General features: G+C 71.7%; 18 protein-coding genes and 1 tRNA gene. 12 read left to right on the forward strand and 7 right to left on the reverse strand.

All coding sequences use genetic code 11. The features are described from left to right. Positions 1–47 precede the first annotated feature (47 nt). Together QL987_RS05850 and QL987_RS05855 are read right to left on the reverse strand one after the other, a co-directional pair. The gene (locus QL987_RS05850) at positions 48–767 is read right to left on the reverse strand and encodes an ABC transporter ATP-binding protein (RefSeq protein WP_290156729.1); all 720 of its coding nucleotides are present in this window, start codon (positions 765–767) and stop codon (positions 48–50) included. Then, positions 764–1,846, reverse strand: a complete 1,083-nt coding sequence (locus tag QL987_RS05855) for an ABC transporter permease (RefSeq protein WP_290156730.1) — start codon at positions 1,844–1,846, stop codon at positions 764–766. Before QL987_RS05855 ends, QL987_RS05850 begins: the two co-directional genes overlap by 4 nt. Before the next feature lie 150 nt (positions 1,847–1,996). Between QL987_RS05855 and QL987_RS05860 the strand changes: the two genes are divergently transcribed. Together QL987_RS05860 and QL987_RS05865 are read left to right on the forward strand one after the other, a co-directional pair. After that, complete coding sequence (locus QL987_RS05860) at positions 1,997–3,175, forward strand: sensor histidine kinase (protein WP_290156731.1); 1,179 nt, start codon at positions 1,997–1,999, stop codon at positions 3,173–3,175. Continuing rightward, positions 3,172–3,792, forward strand: coding sequence for a response regulator transcription factor (locus QL987_RS05865; RefSeq protein ID WP_290156732.1), 621 nt, complete (start codon positions 3,172–3,174; stop codon positions 3,790–3,792). The genes QL987_RS05860 and QL987_RS05865 overlap by 4 nt, the downstream gene beginning before the upstream one ends. 133 nt (positions 3,793–3,925) lie before the next feature. On the opposite strand, the gene QL987_RS05870 is transcribed toward QL987_RS05865, so the two are convergent. After that, positions 3,926–5,617, reverse strand: a complete 1,692-nt coding sequence (locus QL987_RS05870; protein WP_290156733.1) for an HAD family acid phosphatase — start codon at positions 5,615–5,617, stop codon at positions 3,926–3,928. A gap of 137 nt (positions 5,618–5,754) precedes the next feature. Between QL987_RS05870 and QL987_RS05875 the strand changes: the two genes are divergently transcribed. The 3 genes from QL987_RS05875 to nadE all read left to right on the forward strand — a co-directional run bounded on the left by QL987_RS05875 (position 5,755) and on the right by nadE (position 7,188). Further along, a tRNA-Arg gene (locus tag QL987_RS05875) sits at positions 5,755–5,826 on the forward strand. Between the two features lie 58 nt (positions 5,827–5,884). Further along, complete coding sequence (locus QL987_RS05880) at positions 5,885–6,271, forward strand: VOC family protein (protein WP_290156734.1); 387 nt, start codon at positions 5,885–5,887, stop codon at positions 6,269–6,271. 89 nt (positions 6,272–6,360) lie between these two features. Continuing rightward, complete coding sequence (gene nadE, locus QL987_RS05885) at positions 6,361–7,188, forward strand: ammonia-dependent NAD(+) synthetase (RefSeq protein WP_111073763.1); 828 nt, start codon at positions 6,361–6,363, stop codon at positions 7,186–7,188. A 32-nt stretch (positions 7,189–7,220) separates the two neighbouring features. Here nadE and QL987_RS05890 read toward each other — a convergent pair whose 3' ends face one another. From QL987_RS05890 to QL987_RS05900, 3 genes are all read right to left on the reverse strand, one after another. Beyond that, positions 7,221–7,649: a hypothetical protein gene (locus QL987_RS05890; RefSeq protein WP_290156735.1), complete on the reverse strand. Its 429-nt coding sequence runs from the start codon at positions 7,647–7,649 to the stop codon at positions 7,221–7,223. 122 nt (positions 7,650–7,771) lie between these two features. Continuing rightward, positions 7,772–8,053, reverse strand: a complete 282-nt coding sequence (locus QL987_RS05895) for a GlsB/YeaQ/YmgE family stress response membrane protein (protein WP_111073761.1) — start codon at positions 8,051–8,053, stop codon at positions 7,772–7,774. Positions 8,054–8,194: 141 nt separating this feature from the next. Further along, entirely contained in the window at positions 8,195–8,458 is a 264-nt protein-coding gene (locus QL987_RS05900; RefSeq protein ID WP_204606914.1) for a glutaredoxin domain-containing protein, read from the reverse strand. 74 nt (positions 8,459–8,532) lie between these two features. On the opposite strand from QL987_RS05900, the gene QL987_RS05905 reads away from it, so the two are divergent. From QL987_RS05905 to QL987_RS05935, 7 genes are all read left to right on the forward strand, one after another. Next, positions 8,533–9,489, forward strand: a complete 957-nt coding sequence (locus tag QL987_RS05905) for a PrsW family glutamic-type intramembrane protease (protein WP_290156736.1) — start codon at positions 8,533–8,535, stop codon at positions 9,487–9,489. Between the two features lie 29 nt (positions 9,490–9,518). After that, positions 9,519–11,264 (forward strand): adenosylhomocysteinase, encoded by a 1,746-nt coding sequence (locus QL987_RS05910; RefSeq protein WP_290156738.1) that lies wholly within the window; start codon positions 9,519–9,521, stop codon positions 11,262–11,264. Beyond that, complete coding sequence (locus tag QL987_RS05915; RefSeq protein ID WP_356839941.1) at positions 11,261–12,661, forward strand: amidohydrolase family protein; 1,401 nt, start codon at positions 11,261–11,263, stop codon at positions 12,659–12,661. Before QL987_RS05910 ends, QL987_RS05915 begins: the two co-directional genes overlap by 4 nt. Further along, positions 12,661–13,158: a cupin domain-containing protein gene (locus tag QL987_RS05920; RefSeq protein ID WP_258376629.1), complete on the forward strand. Its 498-nt coding sequence runs from the start codon at positions 12,661–12,663 to the stop codon at positions 13,156–13,158. The genes QL987_RS05915 and QL987_RS05920 overlap by 1 nt, the downstream gene beginning before the upstream one ends. Positions 13,159–13,269: 111 nt before the next feature. Continuing rightward, positions 13,270–14,091, forward strand: coding sequence for an ABC transporter substrate-binding protein (locus QL987_RS05925; protein ID WP_290156739.1), 822 nt, complete (start codon positions 13,270–13,272; stop codon positions 14,089–14,091). Positions 14,092–14,098: 7 nt separating this feature from the next. Further along, on the forward strand, positions 14,099–14,977 hold the full coding sequence (locus QL987_RS05930; RefSeq protein WP_253464809.1) for an amino acid ABC transporter permease: 879 nt from the start codon (positions 14,099–14,101) through the stop codon (positions 14,975–14,977). Further along, complete coding sequence (locus tag QL987_RS05935; RefSeq protein WP_290156740.1) at positions 14,974–15,723, forward strand: amino acid ABC transporter ATP-binding protein; 750 nt, start codon at positions 14,974–14,976, stop codon at positions 15,721–15,723. The genes QL987_RS05930 and QL987_RS05935 overlap by 4 nt, the downstream gene beginning before the upstream one ends. Positions 15,724–15,754: 31 nt before the next feature. On the opposite strand, the gene QL987_RS05940 is transcribed toward QL987_RS05935, so the two are convergent. Then, positions 15,755–16,444 (reverse strand): hypothetical protein, encoded by a 690-nt coding sequence (locus tag QL987_RS05940; RefSeq protein WP_290156741.1) that lies wholly within the window; start codon positions 16,442–16,444, stop codon positions 15,755–15,757. Positions 16,445–16,502: the final 58 nt, after the last annotated feature.

Below are 16,502 nucleotides of genomic sequence, written 5' to 3' on the forward strand. Positions count from 1 at the left end.
ACGGACGGCGCCGCGCGTGCAGGACGACGCAGCGCTTGCCCGACGACTCAGCGCGAGACGGTCGCCTCGACAGGACTCGGCACGGGCCGGCCGCCGTCCGTGATGCTGCCGTCGACCAGGGTGACGAGTCCGTCGAGGGTGCCGCGGTGGCCGAGGTCGTGGGTGACGAGCAGCGTGGCGGTGCACTGTTCGTGCGTGAGCTGCGCGATGAGCGCCATGATCGCCGCGCCCCGCTCCTGGTCGAGTGCGCTGGTCGGCTCGTCGACGAGCAGGACGGAGGGTTCGTTCACCAGCGCCCGGGCGATCGCGACACGTTGCCTCTGGCCGCCAGAGAGCTGCGCGGGACGCTTCCGGGCGTGCTGCGCGAGTCCGACCGCGTCGAGCAACTCGTCAGCACGGCGGCGGACAGCGGCACGACGTCGGTGTCCGTCGCCGTCGAGCTCGGCCATCACGAGCAGCTGCTCGCGCGCGGTGAGGGCGGGCACGAGGTTCGACTGTTGGAACACGATCCCGATCTCGGTACGCCGCAGCGCCGTGGCCTCGTTCCGGGTGAGGGCGGCCGCGTCGACGTCGTCGATCCACACGTGCCCGGAGTCGGGTCGGATCAGGGTCGCGGCCACGGCGAGGAGGGACGACTTGCCGGAGCCGGACGGGCCGGTGATGCCGGTGACGACCCCGTCCGGCGCCGACAGTGAGACGTGGTCGACGGCGGTGGTGCGGGAGTCGCCGTCCGGGTAGGTGAGGGTGACGTCGTCGAGTCGGATCATCGGTTGCTCCCGAGGGCGGTGAGGGGGTCGGCGCGGGTGACGGTGCGGAGCGCGACGGCGGCGCCGGCGAGTCCGAGGACGACCATCACGCTCGCCGGCAGGACGGTGGTGAGTGGGCTGAGCAGGAACGGCAGGGTCCCGCCGGCGAGCGCCCCGAGGACGGACACCAGGCCGATGCCGACGCCGATGCCGACGACCAGGACGACGAGTGCCTGGCCGAGGGCGTCGCGGACGAGGGAGGCGTCGGAGGCCCCGAGCGCCTTGAGGACGGCGATGTCGGCTGAACGCTGCATGGTCCAGACCGTGAAGAACGCACCGACGACGAGGGCGGAGACGCCGAAGAGCATGACGATCATCAGCCCGAGCGAGCCCACCTCGGACGTGAAGGTCTGGAGGGCCGGCAGACTCATCAGCGGCGAGGCGGCCGCGGTGTGGGTGCGGGCCGCGGCAGCCGCCCAGTCCGGTGTCCCGGAGACGGCGAGCACCGTGGCGGTCCCGTCGCCACCGAGTCGGCGGTCGGCCTGCGCCCAGGCGTCGGGGGAGAGCGCCACGACCGGCGTGTGGCTGTACCAGGCGTCGCCGCCGACGGTGGCGACGCGGTAGGTGGTGCCGGTGATCGTGACGCGGTCCCCGACGCCCACGTGGAGGTCGGCCGCGGCGCCGGCGGACAGCCCGACGGTGTCGTCGGTCGCGGGCGCCAGGTCGGTGGTCACGGACCTGGGGGCGCCGTGCGGGACACCGAAGAGGGCGACCGCGACGGCGGACGACCCCCGCGCACCCGTTGCCCGGTTTTGGGCGATCCCGACCGGGGTGACCCCGTCCACGCCAGCGGTGTCCCGCCACGCGGCCACGGTCGACGTGCCGATCGAGGACTCCGAGAACGACGGCTTGCCGTCCACCGGCTGCTGGAGGACGAGCCGGTCCCCGGGGAGCCCGAGGACGGCGGACACGTCCTGGGTGGCGAGCCCGCCGGTCAGCCCGGCGAGGAACCCGACCAGCAGGGTGATCAGGGCCACGACGGACCCGATCAGCACGAACCGGCCACGGGCGGACCGGAGGTCACGCCAAGCGACGAACACGATGGTTCCTTCCCGACGTCGGGGGCGTTCCCCGTCGTCCCGACCAGCCTCGCCGGGGTCCGGTCCGGTGCCATCGACGAGAGGTCGACTCCTCGGGTACGACTTCTGGTTGATCCGCCGTGTGCCCGCCGGCCGTACGCTGCAACGGACATGCCTCACAGCACCCTCACGCCCGTCTTCGTCGGGCTGCGCACCGGACTGCACGTGCTGTTCGCCGCGCTGCTCGCGCTCGTCGTCGTCCGGGTCGTCGTCGTGCAGGACGACACCGTGTGGGCGGAGTCCGGCCTGGCCGCACTGTTCGCAGTGCTCTACGTGCTCGGTGCCAGGGTCGCCACCGTGCGGGGACCACGCCGAGCACTCGTGGGAGCGCTGTGGATCGCGGCGCTGACGACGGTGTGGGTCGCGCTGCTCGTCCTCGTGCCCGAGGCGGCGTACCTGGTCTTCCCGCTGTTCTTCCTCTACCTGCACGTCCTGCCCCGGATCGTCGGGCCGGTGGCCGTCGTGGTCGCGACCGCGATCTCGATCGTCGCGCTCGGCGTGCACGGCGGCTTCACGGTGGGCGGAGTGATCGGCCCGCTGGTCGGTGCCGGCGTCGCGCTGCTCATCGGCCTCGGCTACCGGGCCCTCGCCCGTGAAGCCGCCGAGCGCGAGGCTCTCGTCGCGGAGCTGCTCGCGACCCGGGACCTGCTGGCGGCGACCGAACGGCAGCAGGGGGTGCTCACCGAGCGGGCCCGTCTCGCACGGGAGATCCACGACACCGTCGCGCAAGGGCTCTCGAGCATCCAGATGCTGCTGCACGCGGCCGAAGCCGCCGACGGTGAGCGGCCGGGCATCGACCACATCCGCCTCGCCCGGTCCACCGCGGCCGACGGCCTGGCCGACACCCGTCGGTTCATCCGCGAACTCGCTCCACCGTCCCTCGACGCCGGCCTCGCCGCCGCGCTCGGTCGCCTCAGCCAGCAGTGGCGACGTGACGGCCTCCGCATCGAGGTCTCCGTCCCGACCGCAGGCGCGGACCTGACGATGGACGTCCAGACCGCCCTGCTGCGCATCGCCCAGGGAGCCGTGGCGAACGTCGCGCAGCACGCCGGTGCCACGACCGTCGACATCGGCCTGACCCTCTCCCCGACCGAGGCGACCCTGGTGGTGCACGACGACGGCGTCGGGTTCGACCGGGACCGCGTCGGCCTCGACACCGCCACCTCTGACTCGTTCGGCCTCCGCGCGATGGCCGAGCGCGTCGAACAGCTCGGCGGCGGACTCACCGTCGACAGCGCACCTGGCCGGGGCACCACCGTCACCGCGGTCGTCGACCGGGGCGCCGCATGATCCGGGTCGTGATCGCCGACGACCACCCCGTCGTCCGCGCTGGACTCCGGGCACTGCTCGACAACGACGACGGCATCGAGGTCGTCGGCGAGGCAGCGACCGCGGACGAGGCCGTCGTCCTCGCCACCTCCACCGACCCCGACCTCGTGCTGACGGACCTGCAGTTCGGCGCGGGCCGCTCCGGAGCCGATGCCACGCGCGCGATCCGGGCAGCGGACGCTCCGCCGTACGTCCTGGTCCTCACGAACTACGACAGCGACGGGGACATCCTGAGCGCGGTCGAGGCCGGGGCCAGCGGGTACCTCCTCAAGGACGCGCCGCCGGAGGAACTCCTCGCCGCCGTCCGGGCTGCCGCCGCCGGCGAGAGCGCCCTCGCACCGGCGATCGCCGGTCGTCTGCTGGCGCGGATGCGGGCACCGCGGGTGAGCCTGTCCGTACGGGAGATCGAGGTCATGCAGCTCGTCGCCGGCGGTGCCTCGAACGGCGACGTGGCGGCGCGGCTGCACATCACCGACGCCACCGTGAAGTCGCACCTGGTGCACGTGTTCTCGAAGCTCGGGGTGAGTTCACGCACGGCCGCGGTGTCCGAGGCCAGGAGCCTGGGCATCCTCCGCTGACCGTCGGCGCGACTGCTTCCGCCGGGCGCGCACCAGGACGGACGGGAGGCTCGTGGCGGGGTCGCCACGGGCCTCCCGTCCGTCGTCTGCCTGCTCCGGCGGGGCTCTGCCTGCTACGGCAGGGCTCTGCCTGCTAGGGCAGGTAGTACGTCGGGTTCGGTAGCTTCACGGACCGGTCGGCGGAACCGCCGATCAGGTCGCTGTACTGGTCACCGACGTTCGCGACGATGTCGTAGCTGCCACCGGCTCGCGACTCGATGAACGCGCGGGTCTGCGACTTGTACTCGATCGTCGTGCACTTGACCGTCGCGCAGTGCACGTAGGACGGCTGCTGCGAGGTACCGGTGCCGGTCCACTTCGTGAAGTAGGTGCGATGTCCGTCCTGTTCAGCGGCGAACTGGGGGAAGCCCACCCTGTGCAGGTTGTCGATCGTGGCGGTCTGCTGTGCCTCGTTTCGTCCGGTGAGACCGATGACCGTGCAGCCGGAGCGCTCGGCGACGGACACCAGGTTCGTCATCGAGGGCGTGGCCGGGAACCGCTCGTCCTGCACCCAGACGTCCTGCTCGGCCGGGTCGAACACGAAGTGCATGTCCGCGACCTCCATGTCGTAGGTCCAGAGGGTCGTGTCGTCGGCGTCCAGGACGATCGCCGGGTTGCGGTGGCGACGGTCGGCCGCGGTGCACGCGGCGGCGACCTGGGGGATCTGGCGCGCGACGATCGACCGCATCTCGCGGATGTACGGGCTGTCCGTCTTGTTCGCGATGCCGGTACCGGGGTCGCCGGAGTACGTAGCGATCGTCGCCTTGACCGAGTCGATGTTCGGGATGCCCTCGCCGCCCTGCGTGCGGCCGGACGAACCGTCCGCAGCCATGCGGAAGCGCGTCTGTGGGGCGAGCTTCGGCTCACGGACACCCGGCAGGTTCGCGGAGGGCAGGTAGTAGGTCGGGTTCGGCAGCTTCAGGGTCGCGTCGGCGAAGCCGCCCTGCAGGTCGGACCACTGGTCGCCGACGTTCAGCGCGATGTCGTAGCCCAGGTCCTGCTCGATGTGCTTGCGGGTGAGGGCCTTGTACTCGACCGTCGTGCACTTCGCCGTCGCACACGTGACGTAGCTCGGCTGCTGCGATGCACCCTTGCCGGTCCACTTCGTGAAGAAGTGGTCGTCGGTGAAGCCCGAGTACCCGACCTTCGCCAGGTTGGCGAGCGTCGCGGCCTTCTGGTCGTCGTTCCGACCGGTCAGCCCGAACACGGTGAAGCCGACCTTCTGCGCGGCGGCGACGAAGCCCACCATCGACGGGGTCGCCGGGAAGCGCTGGTCCTGCACCCAGACGTCCTGCTCGGCCGGGTCGAACACGAAGTGCATGTCCGCGACCTCCATGTCGTAGGTCTCGAGCGTGGTGTCGTCGGTGTCGAGGACGATCGCCGGCTTCTCGTGACGCCGGACCGCGCGGTCGTAGGTCTTCTGCAGGGAGCGGGTCTGCTTCGCGACGATCGAGCGCATCTCGCGGATGTACGGGCTGTCCGTCTTGTCCGCGATGCCGGTGCCGGGGTCGCCGTAGTACGCCGCGATCGTCTTCTTCACGGAGTCGATGTTCGGGATGCCCTCGCCGCCCTCGGTCTTCCCCGACGAGCCGTCCGGCGCCATCGTGAAGTGTGTACGGGGCGTCAGGTGTCGGTCGGCGCGGCTGGTCGCACTGCTGCTGCTCGTCGTGGTGGCTGCGGTCGTGGTGGCGTTCGCCGCCGTGCCGCTGAGCAGGGCACCGGCGAGCGCGGCCGCGGTGACGGCGGCGACCGCGGCGGAACGGCGCGCGGGGGAGGGGAGGGTCATGCGGGTCCTTCGGTCCGGGGCTGCCCCCGACCGGGGGCCACGGCTGACGCTAGCTGGGAGAGTGCCGTGCGTCCAGAGTCTGTTGCCGACTGCACCAGCGGGAGCGTTCTGCGGCTCCCGCTAGAGTGGTCGAGCCGGCCTCTGTAGCTCAATGGAAGAGCAGTTCCGTCCTAAGGAAAGGGTTGGGGGTTCGAGTCCCTCCAGGGGCACTGTCGACGTGGCGGGCCCGCGGGTGCACACTTGCTGCACCCGGACGAGGAGGCCCCCGTGTTCCAACCCGCCAGCGCCTACAGCGGATTCAGCGTGGACGACGTCGACGCTGCCGTGGCCTTCTACGCCGGCGTCCTCGGGATCGACGTCCGTGTCCTCGTCGCCGGCCAGATGATGCAGCTCCTGCTGCCCGGCTCCGACGTCCCCGTCCTGGTCTACGGCAAACCGGACCACACTCCGGCGACGTTCACGGTGCTGAACTTCGTCGTGGACGACATCGACACCGCGCTCGACGACCTGGCCGCTCTCGGTGTCCACCCGACCGACGGCGGACAGTGGGCGGACGAGCGGCAGGTCCTCCGCGGCCGGTCCCGTGCCATGGGGCCGGACATCGCCTGGTTCGCGGACCCCGCCGGCAACGTCTTCTCCGTGCAACAGCAGTGACCACGTACCCGTCGCCAGCGTCCTGATCCGATCCGAGCAGGTGCCGAGAACCCGTGCGCATGACGGTGGTGCGGGCGGATACTGGGGGAGTGCGAGAACTCCAAGCCGCCATCGCCGCGGACCTCAACGTCCAGCCGACCATCGACCCCGAGCAGGAGGTCGCCCGGCGCGTGGGCTTCCTGCGCGACTACCTGCTGACCACCGGCGCGAAGGGCTACGTCCTCGCCGTCAGTGGCGGGCAGGACTCCACCCTGGCCGGTCGCCTCACGCAGCTCGCGATCGAGTCGCTCCGCGCCGAGGGCCACGCGGCCGAGTTCACCACCGTGCGGATGCCGTACCGCGTGCAGGCCGACGAGGACGACGCGCAGCTCGCGCTGCAGTTCATCGCCGCCGACCCGGGCATCGTCGTCAACATCGAGCACGGGGTCGACGGGGTCGTCCAGGACACCGCGGACGCCGGCGTGCCGCTGAGCGACTTCGTCAAGGGCAACGTCAAGGCCCGGATGCGGATGGTCGCGCAGTACGCCGTGGCCGGGCAGCGCGGGTACCTGGTCGTCGGCACGGACCACGCGGCCGAGGCGGTGACCGGCTTCTTCACGAAGTACGGCGACGGCGGCGTCGACCTCACCCCGCTGACCGGCCTGACGAAGAGCCAGGGGCGCCAGCTGCTCGAGCACCTCGGCGCACCGGCCCGGCTGTACGAGAAGGCACCGACCGCGGACCTGCTCGACGACCTGCCCGGCCAGACGGACGAGGCGAACCTCGGCCTCACCTACGCCGAGCTCGACGCCTACCTGCAGGGCCACGACGTCCCGGTCGAGGTCGCCGAGGCGATCGAGGCCCGCTACCGCGCGACGGAGCACAAGCGCCAGGTGCCCGCGACGCCGTTCGACGAGTGGTGGCACGCGACGGCGTGACCGTCTGTCGGTGGGTCAGGTTGGCGGGACGGTCAGGCCTGGTCGCGGTCGTCGCGACGGTCACGGTCGGAGTCCGGGTGCCCAGCGCCCTGACGCCCATCGTCCGGTCGGCTGCCGTCCTGGCCCTGGGCGCCCTCGCTGGCGAGACGCTCCTGCCAGACGATGCTGCGGGCCGCGCCCTCGAGGACGTCCTCAACCGGGTGCCCGGTCTGGGCCGCCAGCGCACCGCTGAGGCCCGCCGTCAGGGTCCCGCCGGCCTGCGCGAGCCGCTCGACGACCTCTTCCTGGCGCGGGGTGAGCGGCACGTCGACCAGCTCGTCGACAGCGTCGCGGATGTTCGCCTCGCTCGCGTCCAGCGCCTGCTCGTCACCGGACTGCAGCGCCGAGGCCTCGCCGACCACGACCAGCCCGAGTCGCGCTGCGTCCTGCTCCGGGCGACGGGTGTCGTTCTCGTCAGTCATGACGTGGACGGTACGCGCCGCGTGCTGCGCGGCGTCCGGACGACGGGGGACGTGCTGGCGAACAGACGACGGGAGGCCCGGTACCAGCTGGTACCGGGCCTCCCGTCGTGACGTTCCGTGCGTCAGCGGCGGGCGCCGCGACCCGCGAAGCGCGTGTAGAGGAACAGCACGATGACGGCGCCGATGATCGAGCCGATGATGCCGGCCGGCTGGAAGAAGCCGTCCGTCGGGTCATGCTGGAAGATGAGGAAGCCGAGCAGGCCACCCACGAACGAGCCGACGATGCCGAGGACGATGGTCATCAGGATCGACATGTTCTGCTTACCGGGGATGATCAGTCGGGCGAGGGCACCGGCGATGAGGCCGATGACGATGAGGCTGATGATGAGGCCGAGTACGCCCATGGTGTTCTCCTTGTTCTGCGGCCGGTCCGAGGGTGCGGCAGATCACCGCGCTCAGGGCCGGAGCCCGATTGAACACCGGATCGTCTCAGGGTGTCATCAGGAACGGTCGCCATCCACCAGGACGCCAGCCGCGGCGGGTGCTCAGAGCGCGCCCGATGACTCCAGCTCACCCTGCAGTTCGGCGTCGGACGGCTCGACGAAGTGCTTGCCGTTCGGCAGCACGACGACGGGGATGTTCTTGCGGCCGCTGATCGCCTCGGCCCGGTCCGCTGCCGACAGGTCGGCCTCGACGTCGACGTACTCGTAGTCCACGCCCAGGCGGTCGAGCAGCGCCTTGGAACGACGGCAGTCGCGGCACCAGTCCGCGCCGAACATGGTCACCTTGTCGAACGTCTCGTCAGTCATGTCGGTCACTACGTCCGCCGCGCCTTCCGTATTCCCGGTGACCGGGTCGGCATGCGCGGGAGCACGATGGCCCCATGACGATCGAGACCGAGGCGCAGGGCAGCGCCCACCCGCACCACCGGCACGGCTGGTGGTGGAAGACCCTGCTCGGCGGGTTCCTGCTCTGGGTCGTGACGATCATCGTGACGATCGCCACCCAGAACACGAACCTGGTGCCGACGATCATCCTGATCGGCAGCTTCCTGGTCCCCTTCACGGTCGTGCTGTTCGTCATCGAGCGGGTCACCGGCACGATCAGCACCATGCAGCTCGTCACCGCGTTCTTCGTGGGCGGGGTGCTCGGTGTCCTCGGGGCGTCACTGCTGGAGTCCGACCTCCGACCGGGAGCCGGGCTGTACCTGCTCGTCGGCTTCGTGGAGGAGCTCGTCAAGGGGGTGCTGCTCGTCGTGGTCGGGTGGCGGGTCCGACCGAAGACCGCGCGGCAGGGGGCGCTCCTCGGGGCGACCGTCGGCGCCGGGTTCTCGGCGTTCGAGTCCGCCGGGTACGCCTTCAACGCCGCGATCACCACCCGCGGCATCGACCTGTCCTCGCTGCTGCAGACCGAGGTCGCGCGTGCCGTGCTGTCCCCGGTCGGCCACGTGCTCTGGACGGCGATCCTCGGGTCCGTGCTGTTCGGCGTGGCACACGGGCGGCCGACGTTCCGGTGGGCGTGGCAGATCCTGGTCGCCTACGTCGTCGTCGCGGTGCTGCACGGGCTGTGGGACTCGAACTCGACCATCTCGACCCTGCTGGCGTTCGTCCTGACGGGGACGCCGTTCTCGGCGGCGCAGAACGGGACCGTGCCGTCGTCCCTCGCCGGCGTCGTCACGTCGTTGTACGTCGCCGGGCTCGCGGTCGTGTCCGTGATCGGCGTGGCCGTCCTGGTCGGTGTGCTCCTGCACTACCGGCGGCGGGCCCGGCGGATCGACGCCCGACAGCTCGCGCAGCTCGGCACCTGGGCCGGGTCCCCGCCGCCACACCCGCTGCGCTGAGGCGGTCCGGAGCGCCCTACGATGGGCGCATGCCGCGCGCCGACCCGACAGCCCGCGTCGACCCGGCCGTGCTGGCCTGGGCCTCCGCCGCCGTGCGGCACACCGCCCGGGTGACGAACATGCTCATCGCCGCCCGACGCTTCCGCATCGTCGGCGGCGACGCCCGAGACGCGGCAGTCCTCCACGACCTGCTCGTGGGACTCGGTGCCCGGCCGGCCGAGGACCCGGCCGCCGATCCAGCCGCCGATCCAGCCGCTGTCGACCAGCTCTGGTGCCTCGGCACGCCGGAGGAGTCCGTCCTCGCGGTCGAGCAGGCCGCCGCCGACCGCCCGCGCGGGTCCACGCTGCTCGTGGTCGACGCCGGCCGCCACGTCCCCGCCGTCGACGAGGACGCGTTCGGTCCGACGACGCTCGCCCGACCCGGGGTGCTCGGCGTACCGACGACGTCCGACGACGTGTTCCTCGTCTCCACCGGCCGCTCCGCCGAGGACGTCCCCGCCGCCGAGGCCCGCATCCGCTGGGCCCGACGATCGATGCCGGTCGCCCGCGCGGTCGCCGACGAGCTCCGGCAGGGCAGTCTGCTGCGCGGCACACGCATCGGCGTCAGCCTGTTCCTGGAGCCGAAGACCGCGGTGCTCGCCCTGCTGCTGCAGGACGCCGGCGCCGAGGTCGTCGTCTACGCCCACGCCGACGAGGCCGACGACGCCGTCGCGGACGTGCTCCGCCGCACGGGCATCCCGGTGCACGCGAGCAGCACGGCGACCGTGCCGGAACAGCGGGACCTGGCGCTCGCGATGCTCGACACCCGGCCGCACGTCCTCATCGACGACGGCTCGCACGTCATCCGGCTCGTGCACCAGGACCGCCCGGACCTGCTGCCGACGATGCTCGGGGCCGCCGAGGAGACCACGAGCGGTCTCCGCCCGCTGCGGGTCATGGCGTCGCGCGGGCAGCTCGGGATCCCGGTGGTCGCCGTCAACGACGCCCGCACCAAGACGTTCTTCGACAACCGGTACGGCACCGGGCAGTCGACCGTGTTCGCCGCGCTGGACCTGCTCGACGGCCTCGACGACCCCTCGGCGGTGCTCCGGCTGGGAGGCTCGGCCGTCGTCGCCGGGTTCGGTCACGTCGGCGAGGGGGTCGCCCTGGTGCTCCGCGCGCTCGGGTTCCGGGTCACCGTCGCGGACCCCGACCCCGTCCGGGCGCTGCAGGCCCTGTTCGCCGGGTACGCCGTCGCCCCGCTCACCGAGGCCGTCCGCACCGCCGACCTCGTGATGAGTGCCTCCGGGGCGCCGGACACGATCAGCCTCGCCGTGCTGCGGGCCTGCGCTGCCGGAACGGTCGTCGCGGTCGCCGGCGGGGTCGACCAGGAGGTCGCCGTCGACGACGCGCTCGCCGCCGGAGCGGTCCGCACGACGATCGGACGGAAGGTCGAACGTCTGAGCGTCCCGGACGGTTCCGACGTGCTCCTGCTCGACGGCGGGGGCTGCATCAACATCACCGCTGCCGAGGGCAACCCGATCGAGATCATGGACCTGTCCTTCGCGGCGCAGCTCGGGGCGGTGCGGATGCTCGTCGAGCGCGGGGACGAGCTCGAGCGTGCCGTCGTGCCGATCGACCCCGAGGTGGACGCGGTGACCGCCCGCGCGGCGCTCGCCGCGTTCGGGACGGTGGTCGGGCCTCCCGGCCGTTCGGCTGACACGACCTGGCCGGCCGCGCAGCCCGCGGACCGGGAACCGGACGTCCGCACGCGACGGTTCGGGGACCCGGCGTGAGCGCGCCGATGCCGACCGGGTCGGCGACGACCGTGCACTCGGCGCGGGTCGTCGTGCCGATGACCGCACCGCCGATCGCCGACGGTGCCGTGGCCGTCCGCGACGGGCGGATCCTGCACGTCGGCGAGCGCTCGTGGGTGGTGGACCAGCTCGACGGCACCCCGTTCACCGAGCGACGGTGGCGTGGCGCGCTGTTGCCCGGTCTGGTCAACGCACACTCGCACCTGCAGTACACCGGCATGGCCAGTGTCGGGCAGGGCCAGTACGACGGGTTCGAGGACTGGGCGTCGGCGTTCAACACCGTCTACGCCGAACCGCACGACTGGCGGGCCGAAGCCGCGGCCGGTGCCGTGCAGTCGATCGCGGCCGGGGTGACGAGCATCGCCGACGTCGTCACCGACCTCGACGCGGCGACCGCACTGCAGGACGCCGGCCTCGGTGGGATCGCCTACTGGGAGGTGATGGACTGGGAGAACGCCGCCTGGCAGCAGCACGGACGCGACCAGGTCCTCGACGAACTCGCCCGCATCCCGACCACCCCCGGCGCTGGGCTCTCACCGCACGCGCCGTACTCGCTCGACGTGGCACCGCTGCTCGAGCTGCCCGACATCGTGCGGCAGCGGGGACTGCGCCTGCACCTGCACCTCGGCGAAGCCGCGTTCGAGGGGGAGCGCACCGCCGTCGAGCCGATCCCCGGGCTGGCGGGCGTCGCCGGCGTCGGCCACGGCGCGGACTGGCACCTGGCGAACGTGCCGTCCTTCCGGGCGATGCGCGCGCTCGGGTTCGGCGCGAGCGCGACGTCGTTCGTCGACCGGCTCGGCGTCCTCGGCCCGGACTGCCACATCGCACACGGCGTGTACATGACCGCCGCCGACCGGGCACTGCTCCGAGCCCGCGGCACCGCGGTCGCGCTCTGCCCACGGTCGAACGCCGTCATCGGACTCGACCCGCCACCCGTCGCGGACTACCTGCGGGAGGGCAGCCCGATCGCCGTCGGCACCGACTCCCTGTCGTCGTCGCCGTCGCTCGACCCGATGGCCGACGTCACCGCACTGCACCGGATCGCCCGCGCGCAGGGCTACACCGGTCGCGACCTGCACGAACGACTGCTCGCCGCGGCGACGCTCGGCGGGGCGCACGCGATGGGTCTCGCCGTCGGCCCCGACCGCATCGGACACCTGGCCGTGGGCGCCCGCGCCGACCTCGCCGTGTTCGACGTCGACTCGCGGACCGTGCCCGACGCGCTCGCCGAACTGGTCGAGGACGGCGGCGGACGTGCTGCGGCGACCGTGATCCGCGGGGTCGTCCGGACCGCCGACGCAGCCCGGACGGTGCCCGGCACCGCCAGTGCGGCACCCACGACCACATCTCCCGTCACCCCCAGCAAGGAGCCCTGATGACCGACACCGCACCCCGACCCGGCATGGCCGCACGCCGGACCGTCACCGGCGACCTCGTCGAGTGGCTCGACGTCCCGTCCCGCGCCCGTGCCCTCGGCATGGAGCCGCACCCCGAGGGCGGGTGGTACGTCCGGACCTGGACCTCCCCGGCCACCGTGCAGACGCCCGCGGGGGAGCGTCCCGCCGCGACGCTCATCCACTTCCTGCTGCCCCGGGGCGAGTCCTCGGCCTGGCACCGGGTCACGAGCGACGAGATCTGGATGTGGCACGGACCCGACACCGTCGAGCTCGAACTCGGCGGGTCGGGCGACCAGCCGGAGCCCGGAGCGCGGATCACCCTCGGGCCGGACGCCGGTCGCGACCGGGTCAACGACGCGCAGGCGTTCGTCCGCGGCGGTGTCTGGCAGCGGACGATCCCGCACGAGGGCGAGGTGCTCCTCAGCTGCCTGGTGTCGCCCGGGTTCTCGTTCGAGGACTTCACCCTCGCCGACTGAACCGGCGCGCGGACGGCACCGGTCGTCGCGTCGCGTCATCCGCTTCGCGCTGGTATCCCACATCGAAGTACACTTCGACCTGCCCTGTTCCCCTCTGACGAAGGCCAGACCGTGACCCGACCCCTCCGCCTGACCATCGCCCTCGCCACGGCCCTCGTCGCCGCGACCGCCCTCGCCGGCTGCTCGTCCGGTGGTGGTGACAACGCCGCCGGCACTGTGACCGACGGCAAGCTCACGATCGCCACCGGCCAGCCCGCGTACTCGCCCTGGGTCGAGGACGACGAGCCGCAGTCCGGCAAGGGCTTCGAGGCCGCCCTGGCCTACGCCGTCGCGAAGGAGATGGGCTACGGCAAGAGCGACGTGGTCTGGAAGCGCAGCACCTTCGACAGCGCCATCGCGCCGGGTGCGAAGGACTGGGACCTCAACCTGCAGCAGTTCTCGATCAACGCCAAGCGCAAGAAGGCCGTGGACATGTCGTCCGCGTACTACACGACCACGCAGGCGGTCGTGACGAAGAAGGCGTCCGACGCCGCCGATGACACCACCGTCGCCGCACTGAAGAAGGACACGATCGGCGTCGCGGCCGGCTCGACGAGCATCCAGAGCGTCAAGGACGTGCTCGGTGTCACCCCGCAGGTCTTCAACTCCAACGACGACGCCGTCCTGGCGCTGCAGTCGGGCCAGATCGACGCCATCGTCACCGACCTGCCGACGGCCTTCTACATCAGTGCATCGCAGGTGAAGGGCGGCACGGTGTCGGCGCAGTTCCCGGCCGACGGCACCGGCGACCAGTTCGGCATCGTCCTGCCGAAGGACTCGAAGCTCACGCCGAAGGTCGACGCGGCACTCAAGTCCCTCGAGGGCGACGGCACGCTGCAGGACCTGCAGACGAAGTGGCTGTCCTCCGAGACGAACACCCCGGTCCTGAAGTGACGCGGGCATGACGACGCCCGCAGGGGCCGGCACGCCGCTGGTCACGCCGGCACCCAGCCAGGTCGAACGCGAACGCCAGCTCTACCGTCGGCAGCGCGGACGCCGGTCCGTCACCGTCTCCGTCGTCTCGACCCTGGTGGTCGTGGTGCTGGCCTGGATCGGCATCGTCAACACCCCCGGGTGGGCGGCCGTCCAGCAGTCGTTCTTCGACCCGCAGGTCGCCTGGGAGACGCTGCCGGACATCCTGCTCGGCCTCTGGCTGAACGTCCGGATCCTGTTCGCCGCCAGCATCGGCGTCGCCGTGCTCGGCACCCTGCTCGCCGTCGTCCGAGGCCTCCGCAACCCGGTCTTCTTCCCCCTGCGGATGCTGGCGACCGGTTACACGGACCTGTTCCGCGGCCTGCCGCTCATCATCGTGCTGTACCTGGTCGGCTTCGGCCTGCCCGGTCTCGGCGTCTTCCCGCGGCTGGCGCCCGAGTTCTGGGGGACGATCGCGATCGTGCTGACGTACTCGTCGTACGTCGCCGAGGTGCTCCGGGCCGGGATGGAGGCCGTGCACCCGTCCCAGCGTCTGGCCGCCCGGTCGCTCGGCCTGTCCCACGCACAGACGCTGCGGTTGGTCGTGCTGCCGCAGGCGATCCGCAAGGTCACGCCGGCGCTCATGAACGACTTCGTCTCCATGCAGAAGGACGTCGGGCTGGTCTCGATCCTCGGTGCCGTCGACGCGGTCCGCAGCGCCCAGATCGCCCAGGCGGAGCAGACGAACTTCACGCCGTACCTGGTGGCGGGCCTGCTCTTCGTGCTCATCAGCCTGCCGCTGATCCGGGTCACCGACGCGATCGCCCGGAAGCAGCAGCAGCGCGAACAGATCGGAGGCGCGGTGTGACCGACACGACCGCTCCCGTCCTCGAACTGCGCGGCCTGCGCAAGTCGTTCGGTGACCAGGAGGTCCTGCGTGGCATCGACCTGGCCGTGCACCGCCACGAGGTCATCTGCGTCATCGGGGCCTCCGGCTCCGGCAAGTCGACGCTGCTGAAGACCGTGAACCTGCTCGAGGGGATCGACGACGGTCAGGTGCTGCTGCAGGGCGAGGACGTCTCGGACCCCCGTGTCGACGTGGACGCCACACGCGCCCGGATCGGCGTCGTCTTCCAACAGTTCAACCTGTTCCCGCACATGAGCGTCCTGGACAACGTGACGCTGGCCTCGCGGAAGGTGCACCGCGCCTCCCGTCCGGAGGCCGAGGCGAACGCGCGCCGGCTGCTCGACCGGATCGGTCTCGGTGACTTCGCCGCGGCGTTCCCGGACCGGCTGTCCGGCGGGCAGCAGCAGCGCGTCGCGATCGTCCGTGCCATCGCGTCGGACCCGGAGCTGCTCCTGCTCGACGAGGTGACGAGCGCACTCGACCCGCAGCTCGTGGGTGAGGTCCTCGACCTGGTGACCGAACTCAAGCAGCAGGGGTCGACGATCCTCATGACGACGCACGAGATGCACTTCGCGCGCAACGTCGCCGACCGGATCGTGTTCCTGCACCACGGCGAGGTCGTCGAGCAGGGCGCTCCCGCCGCGGTGCTCGACGATCCGCAGCACCCGGCTCTCCGCGCGTTCCTGGCACGCGTGCACGCTGCCTGAGCGCGTGACGCACCGGTGGTGGACGGAGTGATCAGACGGTGACGGGGAACTGCAGCACGGTCTTGCTGTCGACCGTCACGGTCAGGACCGTCGTGCCGGAGCCGATCCCACGGGCGAAGAACGTCTTCTCCCCGTAGACGACACCGCCGGCGAGCCCGCGCCGGTCGTCACGGATGACGACGCTGGTCGGGTGGGCGCCCGGCGTGGTCCGGAGCGTGATGGCGGCGTAGCCACCCATCAGCGGCGAAGTACGGATCGAGCTGACGGCGACCGGGGCGGACGCTTCCCGCTCGACGCTGCGCGCAGGAAGCGGAGGTGCGTACGACTCGAGGGCGACGGGTGCCGACGACACCGTGCCCCATCGGTTGGTCACGGTCGCGGTGATCTGGTGGGTGCCGGGGCCGAGGCCACGGACCTGGCAGTCGTCGCGCTCGAAGTCGGCAGCGCTGACCGTGCAGAGCTCGGTGCCGTCCTCGTCGGTGATGCGCAGGTCGCCCGGTTCGGCGTGCACGCGGACCGGGAAGTCGTGCTGGTCGACCTGGAACACGAACTCCCCGATGACCCCTTCGACCACCGGGCGGTTGTCGACAAGCTGGACGGAGGGGGTCGGGATGATCGCGTTGGACGCCGATGCGGGCGTGGCGCTGAGGACGGCTCCGGTCACCGCGGCGGCGGTGAGCGCCGATGCGAGGAGACGGGTGCGGAGGGTGCGACGGGACATGATGCTCCTTCAGGCATGGGTCGGACCCGCCCATGGTGGAGCAGCGACCTGGCGACAT

It is taken from the genome of Curtobacterium sp. APC 4022 (genome assembly GCF_030407555.1).
Taxonomy (GTDB): Bacteria; Actinomycetota; Actinomycetes; order Actinomycetales; family Microbacteriaceae; genus Curtobacterium.